Genomic DNA, 12,336 nt, shown 5'->3' with positions numbered 1-12,336 from the left:
CGTCCATCAAGCGCGACAAGCTATATTTAATATAGCATTCGATTCATGCCCGACACCCCACCCTCCTCCCCCCGCTGGCGGCGCGCACCCGCCCCCACGGGCGGCAGCGGCACATCGCAAGGCGGCGCTGGCCCGGTGCGCCTGAACAAGCGTCTGGCCGACATGGGCCTGTGCTCGCGCCGCGAGGCCGACGAGTGGATCGAACGCGGCTGGGTGCGCGTGAACGGCGCGCCGGCGGTCATGGGCGTCAAGGTCGGCCCGCAGGACCGCGTGACCGTGGAGCGCCAGGCCGAGGCGGCGCAGGCGCAGCGCGTCACCATCCTGCTGCACAAGCCGATGGGCTACGTCAGCGGCCAGGCCGAGGACGGGCACCAGCCGGCGGTGACCTTGATCAACGCGCACAGCCACTGGCGCGAAGACCGCACGCGCACGCGCTTTGCACCCGCGCAACTGCGCGGCCTGGCGCCGGCCGGCCGGCTCGACATCGACTCGGTCGGCCTGCTGGTGCTGACGCAAGACGGGCGCATCGCGCGCCATCTGATCGGGCAGGACTCGGAAATCGAAAAGGAATACCTGGTGCGCGTGGCGCTGGACGGGGCCGAGGCGCGCAACACGCAAGCGCAGTTTCCGTCCGAAAAACTGGCCCTGCTGCGCCACGGCCTGCAGCTCGACGGCCAGCCGCTCAAGCCCGCCAAGGTGAGCTGGCAGAACGAGGAGCAGTTGCGCATCGTGCTGCGCGAGGGCAAGAAGCGCCAGATCCGCCGCATGTGCGAGCTGGTGGGCCTGAAGGTGGTGGGCCTGAAGCGCATCCGCATCGGCTCGGTTCTGCTGGGGCCGCTGCCGGCGGGGCAGTGGCGCTATCTGGGGCCGGGCGAATTGTTCTGAAGGTCGGTGGCCGGCTCACTTCTTGGCGGCCAGTTCCTTTTCCAGCGCATCGATGCGCTTTTGCATCGCGGCGATGCGGCCGTTGAGCGCCCCCACGTTGAAGGTGGTCTCGTTCTCGGCCGGCGCGTCCAGCTTGTTGCCATAGCCCAGCCAGGACGAGTCGTACACCTTCACGTTCTTGAAGCCCAGTTGCTCCAGCACGCCCGCCGTCTCGCTGGCGCGCGCGCCGGACTGGCAATACACCACCGTCTCCTTGTTCGGGTCGAGTTTGGCGTACAGCGCCTGCAGCTCGGGCTGTGCCTTCAGCGACATGCCGCGGCTGTCGCCCACGGTCTTTTGCGCCAGCTTTTGCAGCGTGGCGGGGTCGCTCCAGTTCATCTCGTAGGGGATGTTGACCGCGCCCGGAATGTGCCCGCCGCGCAGCGCGCGGATGTCGGCGCCGGCAAACTCCCGGGGCGTGCGCGCATCGACGATCTGCACGTCTTGCTTGCCCACGCGCGCCAGCACCTCCTGCGTGCTGACGGCGACCGCCGCGTTGGGCGCCAGCGTCAGCGCCACCGGCGTGGCCTTGGCCGCGCCCGTCTCCACGGGCAGGCCGGCGACCTGCCAGCCCTCGATGCCCTCGTGGTAGACGGTGACCCGGGTGCCGCCGAAATAGCGCAAGGCGTAACGGCCGAAATACGCGTTCCAGGTGCCGCGGTCGCCGTACACAACGGTCTCCTTCGCCGGGTCGATGCCGGCCGCGCCCAGGATCTGGGCGACCTCGGCGGTCGGCAAGAAGTCTTCCGAGTTGGCATCGCGCAGCGCGGCGGCGGCATCGCCCACCGACAGCGCGCCGGGCAGGTGGCCCCTGGCAAAGTCCTTGTCGCTGCGCACGTCCCACACCTGCACGGAGCGCTGCAGCGCCGCCTGGACCTGGGGCGTGTCGACGATCACCTGGGCCTGCGCCAGGCTGGCGCAGCACGCCAGGGTGACGGCCAGTGCGGCATGAAGGGATGGGGTGCGCATGGGATCTCCTCGACGTCGTGAATACGGCACGCTTGCCGATTCGCAGCATATCGACTTTCGGCGATGTGCCGCGCCGCGCCCGGTGGCCTCTTGAAAGGCCTCGCCTTGACCATAATTGTCAGTTTTATCCGCCTGCGCGGGCGGGCCTTTTCGGCCTGCCGCGGGCATACGCCGCCATTCATCCATGACCAAACAATCCCACGCCTTCCAGGCCGAAGTGGCCCAGCTGCTGCACCTGGTCACGCATTCGCTGTACTCCAACAAGGAGATCTTCCTGCGCGAGCTGATCTCCAACGCCTCCGACGCCTGCGACAAGCTGCGCTTCGAGGCGCTGGCCGACACCAGCCTGTACGGCGAGCAGCCCGAGCTGCGCGTGCGCATCGCCTTCGACAAGGCGGCCAGGACGCTCACCGTGACCGACACCGGCATCGGCATGAGCCAGGACGAGGCGGTGGCCCACCTGGGCACCATCGCCAAGAGCGGCACGCGCGAGTTCATGGCGCGGTTGTCGGGCGACCAGAAGGCCGACGCGCAGCTGATCGGGCAGTTCGGCGTGGGCTTTTACTCGGGCTTCATCGTGGCCGACCGCATCACCGTCGAGTCGCGCCGCGCGGGCCTGCCGCCCGAGCAGGGCGTGCGCTGGACGAGCGATGGCAGCGGCGCGTTCGAGGTCGAGGCCATCACGCGTGCCGAGCGCGGCACCAGCGTGACCCTGCACCTGCGCGAGGACGCGCTGGAGTACGCCGACGGCTGGCGCATCAAGGAGCTCATCAACAAATACTCCGACCACATCGCCCTGCCGATCCAGATGGAAGGCGAGCAGTGGGAAGAAGGCAAGGAAGAAGGCCAGCCCGGCCAGATGGTGAAGACCGGCGAGTGGGAAACCGTCAACCAGGCCACCGCGCTGTGGACGCGGCCCAAGAAGGACATCAGCGACGAGCAGTACACCCAGTTCTACGAGCAGATCGCGCACGACTGGCAGCCGCCGCTGGCCTGGACGCACAATCGCGTGGAAGGCGCCACCGAATACACGCAGCTGCTGTACCTGCCCAGCCACGCGCCGTTCGACCTGTGGGACCGCGAGAAGAAGGCGGGCGTCAAGCTGTACGTCCGGCGCGTGTTCATCATGGACGAGGCCGAGCAGCTGCTGCCGCGCTACCTGCGCTTCGTCAAGGGCGTGATCGACTCGGCCGACCTGCCGCTGAACGTCAGCCGCGAGCTGCTGCAGGAAAGCCGCGACGTGCGCGCCATCCGCGAGGGCAACACGCGCCGCGTGCTGGGCCTGCTGGAAGACCTGGCCAAGGCCCCGGCTGCCGCCACGCCCGCACCCACCGCCGACGATGCCGCGGTCACCGACGTGCAGGACAAGAACGAGGCCCAGGCCGGGGACAAGTACGCCACCTTCTGGCGCGAGTTCGGCGCCGTGCTGAAGGAGGGCCTGGGCGAGGACGCCGGCAACCGCGAGCGCATCGCCAGGCTGCTGCGCTATGCGTCAACCACCAGCGACCGCGCCAGCGTGACGCTGGACGACTACAAGGCGCGCATGAAGGAGGGCCAGAAGGCCATCTACTACATCACCGCCGACTCGCTGGCGGCGGCCAAGGGCAGCCCGCAGCTGGAGCTGTTCAAGAAAAAGGGCATCGAGGTGCTCTTGATGACCGACCGCGTGGACGAGTGGTCGCTGTCTTTCCTGCGCGAGTTCGACGGCACGCCGCTGCAATCGGTGGCCAAGGGCGCGGTCGACCTGGGTGATTTGCAGGACGCGGCCGAGAAGAAGGCCGCCGAAGAGGCCGCCGAAGCCGTCAAGCCGCTGATCGAGCACCTGAAGGAAGCGCTGAAGGACAGCGTGGAGGACGTGCGCGTCACCACGCGTCTGGTCGATTCGCCCGCCTGCCTGGTGGTCAAGGACGCCGGCATGAGCCTGCAGCTGGAGCGCCTGATGCGCCAGGCCGGCCAGGCCGTGCCCGCCACCAAGCCGGTGCTGGAGATCAACCCCGAGCACCCGCTGGTGAAAAAGCTCGAGGGCAACCCGCACTTCGACGACCTGGCGCACATCCTGTTCGACCAGGCCCTGCTGGCCGAAGGCGGCCTGCCGCAGGACCCGGCCGCCTATGTGCGGCGCGTGAACGCGCTGCTGGCATGAACCCGCTGAAGCGCACCGCCCCGAGAAGCTGGCGCGCCGTCACCCTGGGCCTGTGCGCCGCCGGCGCGCTGCTGGCCGGCTGCGCGGCGGGCGTCGGCATCGGCGTGCCCATCCTGCCCGGCGTGTCGCTGGGCGTCGGCGTGGGCTCGGGCGGCAACGTCAACCTGGGGGTCGGCACGGGCGTCGGGCCGGTCGGCGTCGGCGTGGGCGTCAACCAGAACGGCCAGGTGTCGGCCGGTGCCGGCGTCGGCGCCAGCGTGCCCGTGGGAGGCGCCCGCGTCGGTGCGGGCGTCGGCACGGGCACCGTGATCTACGACCCCAAGACCTCGGGCCGTCCGGCATCGGGCAACGCGCCTTGACGCGCAAGCATTCAGACGATTTCGGCCCTTGGCGCCCGCCCATAAAGCGCAGACAGCTATTAATTAAATAGCGTCCGCCGACGGCCACGGCCCCGCGGCCCAGGTCAATCCGTTGCGTAGATGTTCACGTCCTTGGTTTCGCGGAAGAACAGCAGGCCGATCACCAGCGTGACCGCCGCGATCACGATCGGATACCACAGGCCGTGGTACATGTTGCCGTTGGCGGCCACCATGGCAAAGGAGATGGTGGGCAGCATGCCGCCGAACCAGCCGTTGCCGGCGTGGTAGGGCAGGCTCATGGACGTGTAGCGGATGCGGGTCGGGAACAGCTCCACCAGCGCGGCGGCGATCGGCCCGTAGACCATCGTGACGTAGATCATCAGCACCACCAGGATGCCCACGATCAGCGGCTTGTTCATCTTGTCCGGGTCGGCCTGGTCGGGGTAGCCGGCGGCCTTCAGCGCGGCGCCGACCTCCTTCTTGAAGGCCGCGATGGCGGCCTTGCTCTCGTCGTCGAAGCTGTGGCCGACCACCCGGCCCGAGGGCGCGGCAATGACGGTGTCGCCGATTCGCACCGTGGCGCGCCCGCCCAGGGCCGACGCGTTGGTGTAGCTGACCGATTTTTCCGCCAGATAGCGCTTGGCGATGTCGCACGAGGTGCGGAAGTCGATCTCGCGCGCCACCGGCTTGCCGCCGAACGAGCAGTCGCGCCGCGCGGCCGTGACCACCACCTCGGCCTGGGACTGGGCCTGGGCCAGGTCGGGGTTGGCCGCCTGCGTCAGGGCGTGGAACAGCGGGAAATAGGTCAGCACCGCCAGCAGCAGGCCGGCCATGATGATGGGCTTGCGGCCCACGCGGTCGGACAGCGCGCCGAAGACGATGAAAAACGGCGTGCCGATGAGCAGCGCGATGGCCAGCAGGATGTTGGCCGTCGTCAGGTCCACCCGCAGCACGTTGGTCAGGAAAAACAGGGTATAGAACTGCCCCGTGTACCAGACCACGGCCTGGCCCGCCACCAGGCCGAACAGGGCCAGCAGCACCAGGCGCAGGTTCTTCCAGTGGGTGAACGATTCGGTCAGCGGCGCCCGGGACACCTTGCCCTGCGCCTTGATGCGCTGGAAGGCCGGCGACTCGCTGAGCGACAGCCGGATCCACACCGACACCGCCAGCAGGCCGATGGACACCAGGAAGGGAATGCGCCAGCCCCACTCGACGAACGCTTCGTCGCTCATCAGGTTGCGCACGCCCAGGATCACCAGCAGCGACAGCAGCAGGCCCACCGTGGCCGTGGTCTGGATCCAGGAGGTGTAGAAGCCGCGCTTGCCCGGCGGCGCGTGCTCGGCCACGTAGGTGGCCGCGCCACCGTACTCGCCGCCCAGCGCCAGCCCCTGCAGCATGCGCAGGGCGATCAGCACGATGGGCGCGAACACGCCCAGCGTGGCGTAGGTGGGCAGAATGCCGACGAGAAAAGTCGTCAGCCCCATGATGACGATGGTCACCAGGAAGGTGTACTTGCGCCCGATCATGTCGCCCAGGCGGCCGAACACCAGCGCGCCGAACGGCCGCACGATGAAGCCGGCGGCAAAGCTCAGCAGCGCGAAGATGAAGGCCGAGGTGGGGTCGAGCCCGGTGAAGAACTGCTTGGCGATGATCCCCGCCAGCGAGCCGTACAGGTAGAAGTCGTACCACTCGAACATCGTGCCCAGCGACGAGGCGAAGATGACCTTGCGGTCCGTGTGGTGGCCCGGCTGCGCCACCTGCGCCGATCGGCGCGCAGCCGCGGGGCCGGCGATGCGACCATCGGCCGTCAAGACCGAATCGGGTGCCTGTGCTGCCATGTTGGATGTCTCCTCGGTCGGTGCCGGGCACCGATGTGCGTCATGATGGATTGATACAGCAATACTTGCCTATTACATGATTTCACGATTGAGGCCGGCTGCGCAAGTCCATTCTGGTTCGGATCAGAGCGTCGCCCAAGGGGCTATTTTTTCGTTGTGACAAGCACTTAGCGCTCACGACGGCCTGCGTCCCACGGGCTTCAAAAAAGGGTAAACACCTAATGTCGAGCGCCACGAGGAAGCAAAAACGTTGCATCCGAGGCGACACGGGATGCGCCGGATGCGGGCATCGACACCGCGTCGTCGAGCGACAGCGGCCCAGGCGTGACACCTGGATTCACGCGAAGACACCTCCCCCGAAGACGCGATGCCCGGGCCTGTTGCAATCGCTCACGAGGCCGCTTTGCTTGTTAGGTTTGCGTCAGCCTCGGTCTCCACAATCCGCCCCGGCCGCACGGCCACCCGACCCCACCGAGGGCCCGAGGCCCACAGGAGACACAAGCATGCAAGACCCCATGGTCGAGCGGATTCAACGCAACCCCAAGTACCAGCAACTCAAGGCCACGCGCTCGCGCTTTGGCTGGTGGCTCACGATCCTGATGCTGATCGTGTATTACGGCTACATCGGCCTGATCGCCTTCGACAAGGAACTGCTGGCCACCCCCATCGGCGCCGGCGTCACCACGCTGGGCATTCCGCTGGGCCTGGCGGTGATCGTGTTCACCATCGTCATCACCGGCATTTACGTGCGTCGCGCCAACCGCGAGTTCGACGCCCTCACCCGCGACATCCTGAAGGACGCCACGAAATGACGCGCGCACGCACCTTCCTGGCGCCCGCCGCCCTGCTGGCCTGCACCGGCGCCGCCTGGGCCGCCGGCGGCGACCTGGGCGAGACCGCCAAGCAAGCCACCAACTGGATCGCCATCATCATGTTCACCGCCTTCGTGGCGCTGACGCTGTGGATCACCAAGTGGGCCGCGGGCCGCACCAAGTCGGCGGCCGACTTCTACACCGCCGGCGGCGGCATCACGGGCTTTCAGAACGGCCTGGCCATCGCGGGCGACTACATGTCGGCGGCGTCCTTCCTGGGCATCTCGGCCTCGGTCATGGCCACCGGCTACGACGGCCTGATCTATTCCATCGGCTTTCTGGTGGGCTGGCCCATCCTGACCTTCCTGCTGGCCGAGCGCCTGCGCAACCTGGGCAAGTTCACCTTTGCCGACGTCGCCGGCTACCGCTTCGCGCAGACGCCGTTTCGCGTCTTCGCGGCCTGCGGCACGCTGGTGGTGGTCGCCTTCTACCTGATCGCGCAGATGGTCGGCGCCGGCCAGCTCATCAAGCTGCTGTTCGGGCTGGACTACTGGATCGCGGTGGTGCTGGTGGGCGTGCTGATGATGATCTACGTGCTGTTCGGCGGCATGACGGCCACCACCTGGGTGCAGATCATCAAGGCCTGTCTGCTGCTGGCGGGCGTGAGCTTCATGGGCTTCATGGTGCTGGCCAAGTACGGCTTCAGCCCCGAGGCGCTGTTTGCCGACGGCGTGCGCGTGAAGACGCGGATCGCCGAAAGCGGCGGCGCGGCCAGCGACGTGGCGGCCAAGCTGGGCCTGTCCATCATGGGCCCGGGCGGCTTCATCAAGGACCCGATCTCGGCCATCAGCTTCGGCATGGCGCTGATGTTCGGCACGCTGGGGCTGCCGCACATCCTGATGCGCTTCTTCACCGTGCCCGACGCCAAGGAGGCGCGCAAGAGCGTGTTCTGGGCCACCACCTGGATCGGCTATTTCTACGTCATCATCTTCATCATCGGCTTCGGCGCCATCACCCTGGTGCTGTCCAACCCCGAGATGGCCGACACCACCAAGGGCGTGATCAAGGGCGGCGCCGGCACGGCCAACATGGCGGCGGTGCTGGTGGCCAAGAGCGTGGGCGGCGACGTGTTCTACGGCTTCATCTCGGCCGTGGCCTTCGCCACCATCCTGGCCGTGGTCGCCGGCCTGACGCTGTCGGGCGCCTCGGCCGTGTCGCACGACCTGTACGCCACCGTGTTCAAGAACGGCAAGGCCGACAGCGCCGCCGAGCTGCGCGTGTCGCGCCTGACCACGCTCACGCTGGGCGTGATCGCCGTGCTGCTGGGCATCGTGTTCGAAAAGCAGAACATCGCCTTCATGGTGTCGCTGGCCTTTGCCGTGGCCGCCTCGGCCAACCTGCCGCCGCTGATGTTGTCGGTGCTGTGGAAGGACTGCACCACCAAGGGCGCGGTGATCGGCGGCTTTCTGGGCCTGATTTCCTCGGTGGCGCTCACCGTGGTCTCGCCCGCGGTGTGGGAAGCCACGCTGGGCAACCCCAAGGGCAGCGCCTGGTTCCCCTACACCTCGCCGGCCCTGTTCTCGATGACCATCGGCTTCGTCGGCGTGTGGCTGTTCTCGGTGTTGGACCGCAGCGCGCAGGCCACCAAGGAGCGCGCGGCGTTCCCGGCGCAGCAGGTGCGCTCCGAAACGGGTCTGGGCGCGTCCAAGGCCTCGGCGCACTGAGCCATCGCGTCGACCAGAAAGAGAGGGCCTGCGGGCCCTCTTTTTTGTCACTCGCCACGCAACTCGCGCAGGCGGATGAAGGCCAGCGCCGCCATCACCGCGTCGTTCAGCGCGTCGTGCGCCTCGCGCGTCGGCAGGCCCAGCTCGGCCATGATGGTGGCGAAGCGCAGGTCGATGTCGGCCTGGTCGTGCTGCTGGTAGGGCGGCAGCTGGCGGAACTTGTAGTCGTAATACAGGCGCGAAACCTCGATCTGCGGCTGCGGCAGGCCGGTGCCCAGCAGCGGGCGCACCAGGCGATTGAGCATCGCCACGTCGAACTCCAGGTAGTAGCCCACCAGCGGGCGCGCGCCGATGAAGTGCAGCAGGCGGCGCGCCGCCTCGGGCGCGGGCAGGCCGCCGGCCACGTCCTGCGCGCGCAGGCGGTGCACGCGGATGCTGTCGGGCGAGACGCCCTTCTCGGGGCGGATCAGCAGCTCCAGCCGCTGGCTGGTGAGGATGCGCCGGCCCTGGATGCGCACCGCGCCGATGGCGATGATCTCGTCGCTGCGCGTGTTCAGGCCGGTGGTCTCGCAGTCCAGCGCCACCCATTCGTCGCGCGGCGGGGCGTCGAGCAGAAAGGCCCATTCGCCGCCCTGCAGGCGCTGGCGCGCACGGCGGGTCCTGAGCGCGTCGATCCAGCTCACAGCGCGTTCAGCCGAAAGCGCTGGCGCAGCACGGCCTTGAAGCGCTTGACCACGCCCAGGGCGTCCTTCAGCAGGTCGCGCTCCAGCGTGGACAGCGCCGCCGGATCGACCGCGCCCGTCACCGCATCGCCCCGTTCGAGCTCGTCCAGCCCGGCCTTGAGCTTGAGCGCCATCAGCAGCTGCAGCGCATCGCTCAGATCGCGCGCCAGGCCGGCGTCGAGCCCCCGCGCTTCGACCAGTCGGGCCAGGCGCTCGGTGGTGGCGGTCTCGGCCACGCGGTGCGCCAGCGCCAGGCTGCGCACGCCGTGCACGATGGGGAAGATGCCCTCCTTCTTCAAGTCCAGCCGGTCGGCGCCCTCGCCCAGCAGGCGGTGCCACCAGCGCCCGCTGCCGGCAAACAGGTCGATGGCGGCGGCAAAGCGCGCCAGCATCATGTCGTTGTCGGTGGCCAGCGACCACAGCGCGTCGCGCACGCCGGCCAGCAGCGCGGCATCGCCGGCCACGGCGTGGGCGTCCAGAAAGATCGCCAGGTTCATCAGGCTGTCGGGGCTGGGCATGAGCAGCCACTCGCGCACGGTGCGCGCGAAGTCGGCCGCCGGCAGGCGCCAGGCCGGGTTGCTGAGCATGATGCGGCCCGGGCAGGGCGGGTAGCCGAAGCGCTCGAGCGCGCCGGAAAAGCGCTCGCAGATGGTGGCCAGATCGGCCGGCGGCTCATAGCCGTCGCGCAGGATCAGCGCGTTGTCCTGGTCGGTTTTCAGCAGCTGTTCGCCACGGCCCTCGCTGCCCATCACCAGCAGGCAGCTGGACTCGACCAGCTCGCGCGGGGCGATGAGCTGCCAGGCGCGCTCGAACAGGCGCGCGTTCAGGTCCTGCACCAGGCGCGCGATCAGCATCACCTGCGTGCCGCCGCGATACTGGCGGCCGATCATGTCGGTGATCTGGCGCGCCGCGCCGGCCAGCTCGTCGATGCCGGTGGCGGCGGTGATGCGCAGGCCGATCAGCATCGAGTGATTGGACAGGAAGCTGAACACGTCCAGCGCCTCCAGCACGCCCAGCACCTGTTCGCCCTCGCGCACCACCACGCGGTGGATGTGATGGCGCACCATGGTGGCCAGCGCGTCACCCACCTGGGCCGAGGGCCGCACGGCGATGAGCGCCCAGTTGGTCAGCTCGCCCACCGCGATCTGATCGAGCGGACGCCCCGACAGGATGGCGCGCTGCAGCGCGTTGGTGGTGAACATGCCCAGCGTGGGCGGGCTCTGGCGCGCATCGCGCACCAGCACGTTGGTGGTGTGCTCGCGCTGAAACAGCCGCACCACCGAGACCACGTCGGTGTCGTGCTCGACGATGTGGGCCGCGCGCACGAAGGCCTCGTCCACGCGCGCCAGGTTCAGCGCCTGCAGCTCGTTGCGGCTGCGCCGCTGGCCGGCCGCGCTCAGCTTGGCGCCCAGGTCCGAAAACAGCAGCGCGCCGAAGTCGGCGTTGGCGGCGATCAGCTCGTTGACGGCCTGGTGCGCCAGCTCGTAGGCCAGCACCTCCTCGTCGGCCACGAAGCGGCTGCTGGACTTGCCCGCCACCAGGCCGCGGCCGTCGAAACTGTCGTCCGGCCCGTAGCGCGCCACGCGCTCGTCACCGTCGTACTGGCTGACGCGCCCCTTGATGAGCACGAACAGCTGCGTCGGCACCGAGCCCACGTCCAGGATCACCTCGCCGGCGCGGAAATAGGCGATGTCCACGCTGTCGCGCACCAGGCGCTGCTGCGACGGCGTCAGGCGGTCGAAGGGCGAGGCGGCGAAGTTGAAGGCATTGGGCATGGCGGTGCGCGCGGCCGGTCTTGGGCTATGCTGGCTGGCCCCGGGCATTGTCACCTCCATCGCCCGGGGCCCCTCGATCCATCATGAGGCGGCGCACTGACGCGGGTCTGACGCGCGACGGGTGCCCGCAACTTCGCAAGCCCATGCCATGAATACCGCCGACCCGACCACCGACTACAGCCAGGGCGCCGCCTTCGTGCGCGGCCAATACCTGCCCATCGGCCAGGCCACGCTGCCGCTGACCGACTGGGGCTTTCTGCGCTCGGACGCCACCTACGACGTGGTGACGGCCTGGGACGGCGCCTTCTTTCGGCTCGACGCGCACCTGGAGCGCTTTGCCGCCAGCTGCGCGCGCTTTCGGCTCGACCCGGGCATGGCCATGCCGCAGGTGGCGCAGGTGCTGGCCGAATGCGTGCGCCGCTCGGGCCTGCGCCGCGCCTATGTGGAGATGATCGTCACCCGCGGACAGCCGCCCTGGGGCTCGCGCGACCCGCGCCAGGCCGTCAACCAGTTCTATGCCTTTGCCGTGCCCTACGTCTGGATCGCCAACGAGGCGCAGCGCGCCCAGGGCCTGCACCTGCACGTGAGCGACGTGCAGCGCATCCCCTCGGCCAGCGTGGACGCGCGCGCCAAGAACTACCACTGGAACGACCTCACCATGGGCCTGCTGGGCGCGCTGGACGCGGGCTTCGACACCGTGGTGCTGAGCGACGGCGCGGGCCACGTGGTGGAAGGGCCGGGCTTCAACGTGTTTTGCGTTGGCGCCGACGGCGTGATCGTGACGCCCGCCAGCGGCGTGCTGGAAGGCGTGACGCGCCGCACCGTGATCGAGATGGCGCAGGCGCTGGGCCTGCCGCTGCAGCAGCGCGCGCTGCCGGCCGCCGAGCTGCGCGGCGCGCGCGAGGCCTTCCTGTCCAGCTCGGGCGGCGGCGTGCTGCCCGTCACGCGGGTGGACGGTGCCACCATCGGCGACGGGCGGGTGGGCGCCGTGACGCAGCGGCTGATCGAAACCTACTGGGCCTGGCACCGCGACCCGCGCTACAGCACGCCGATCGCCTACTGAGCGCGGG

Annotated in this window: 10 protein-coding genes; 6 read left to right on the top strand and 4 right to left on the bottom strand. The window is 68.9% G+C overall.

Annotation, left to right across the window (positions count from 1 at the left end; genetic code table 11):
• Window positions 1-45 precede the first annotated feature (45 nt).
• Complete coding sequence (locus tag ACWHMB_RS02960; RefSeq protein ID WP_377481650.1) at window positions 46-885, top strand: pseudouridine synthase; 840 nt, start codon at window positions 46-48, stop codon at window positions 883-885.
• A gap of 15 nt (window positions 886-900) precedes the next feature.
• Here the strand turns inward: ACWHMB_RS02960 and ACWHMB_RS02955 are convergent, their stop codons facing one another.
• On the bottom strand, window positions 901-1,893 hold the full coding sequence (locus tag ACWHMB_RS02955; RefSeq protein ID WP_377481653.1) for a sulfurtransferase: 993 nt from the start codon (window positions 1,891-1,893) through the stop codon (window positions 901-903).
• A 184-nt stretch (window positions 1,894-2,077) separates the two neighbouring features.
• Between ACWHMB_RS02955 and htpG the strand changes: the two genes are divergently transcribed.
• Window positions 2,078-4,036 carry a molecular chaperone HtpG gene (gene htpG, locus ACWHMB_RS02950; RefSeq protein ID WP_377481656.1) on the top strand — a complete coding sequence of 653 codons (1,959 nt, stop codon included), beginning with the start codon at window positions 2,078-2,080 and terminating at the stop codon, window positions 4,034-4,036.
• A complete protein-coding gene (locus ACWHMB_RS02945) occupies window positions 4,033-4,395 on the top strand; it encodes a hypothetical protein (RefSeq protein ID WP_377481659.1) in 363 nt (120 codons plus the stop codon). The genes htpG and ACWHMB_RS02945 overlap by 4 nt, the downstream gene beginning before the upstream one ends.
• A gap of 104 nt (window positions 4,396-4,499) precedes the next feature.
• Here ACWHMB_RS02945 and ACWHMB_RS02940 read toward each other — a convergent pair whose 3' ends face one another.
• The gene (locus ACWHMB_RS02940) at window positions 4,500-6,233 is read right to left on the bottom strand and encodes an MFS transporter (protein WP_377481662.1); all 1,734 of its coding nucleotides are present in this window, start codon (window positions 6,231-6,233) and stop codon (window positions 4,500-4,502) included.
• A gap of 503 nt (window positions 6,234-6,736) precedes the next feature.
• Between ACWHMB_RS02940 and ACWHMB_RS02935 the strand changes: the two genes are divergently transcribed.
• A complete protein-coding gene (locus tag ACWHMB_RS02935) occupies window positions 6,737-7,045 on the top strand; it encodes a DUF485 domain-containing protein (protein ID WP_377481665.1) in 309 nt (102 codons plus the stop codon).
• Complete coding sequence (locus tag ACWHMB_RS02930) at window positions 7,042-8,769, top strand: cation acetate symporter (RefSeq protein WP_377481668.1); 1,728 nt, start codon at window positions 7,042-7,044, stop codon at window positions 8,767-8,769. Before ACWHMB_RS02935 ends, ACWHMB_RS02930 begins: the two co-directional genes overlap by 4 nt.
• Before the next feature lie 47 nt (window positions 8,770-8,816).
• On the opposite strand, the gene ACWHMB_RS02925 is transcribed toward ACWHMB_RS02930, so the two are convergent.
• Window positions 8,817-9,452, bottom strand: coding sequence for a 3'-5' exonuclease (locus tag ACWHMB_RS02925; protein WP_377481670.1), 636 nt, complete (start codon window positions 9,450-9,452; stop codon window positions 8,817-8,819).
• The gene (locus ACWHMB_RS02920; RefSeq protein WP_377481673.1) at window positions 9,449-11,266 is read right to left on the bottom strand and encodes a DUF294 nucleotidyltransferase-like domain-containing protein; all 1,818 of its coding nucleotides are present in this window, start codon (window positions 11,264-11,266) and stop codon (window positions 9,449-9,451) included. The genes ACWHMB_RS02925 and ACWHMB_RS02920 overlap by 4 nt, the downstream gene beginning before the upstream one ends.
• 148 nt (window positions 11,267-11,414) lie before the next feature.
• Between ACWHMB_RS02920 and ACWHMB_RS02915 the strand changes: the two genes are divergently transcribed.
• Complete coding sequence (locus ACWHMB_RS02915; RefSeq protein ID WP_377481676.1) at window positions 11,415-12,329, top strand: aminotransferase class IV; 915 nt, start codon at window positions 11,415-11,417, stop codon at window positions 12,327-12,329.
• Window positions 12,330-12,336: the final 7 nt, after the last annotated feature.

It is taken from the genome of Ottowia pentelensis (genome assembly GCF_964341695.1).
This window is presented reverse-complemented; position numbering and strand designations above follow the sequence as displayed.

Bases quoted from the DNA above. Each gene is read 5' to 3' on its own strand.
- htpG (WP_377481656.1), top strand. From the start codon at position 2,078: ATGACCAAACAATCCCACGCCTTCCAGGCCGAAGTGGCCCAGCTGCTG.
- ACWHMB_RS02940 (WP_377481662.1), bottom strand. From the start codon at position 6,233: ATGGCAGCACAGGCACCCGATTCGGTCTTGACGGCCGATGGTCGCATC.
- ACWHMB_RS02915 (WP_377481676.1), top strand. From the start codon at position 11,415: ATGAATACCGCCGACCCGACCACCGACTACAGCCAGGGCGCCGCCTTC.
- ACWHMB_RS02935 (WP_377481665.1), top strand. From the start codon at position 6,737: ATGCAAGACCCCATGGTCGAGCGGATTCAACGCAACCCCAAGTACCAG.
- ACWHMB_RS02955 (WP_377481653.1), bottom strand. From the start codon at position 1,893: ATGCGCACCCCATCCCTTCATGCCGCACTGGCCGTCACCCTGGCGTGC.
- ACWHMB_RS02945 (WP_377481659.1), top strand. From the start codon at position 4,033: ATGAACCCGCTGAAGCGCACCGCCCCGAGAAGCTGGCGCGCCGTCACC.
- ACWHMB_RS02920 (WP_377481673.1), bottom strand. From the start codon at position 11,266: ATGCCCAATGCCTTCAACTTCGCCGCCTCGCCCTTCGACCGCCTGACG.
- ACWHMB_RS02930 (WP_377481668.1), top strand. From the start codon at position 7,042: ATGACGCGCGCACGCACCTTCCTGGCGCCCGCCGCCCTGCTGGCCTGC.
- ACWHMB_RS02960 (WP_377481650.1), top strand. From the start codon at position 46: ATGCCCGACACCCCACCCTCCTCCCCCCGCTGGCGGCGCGCACCCGCC.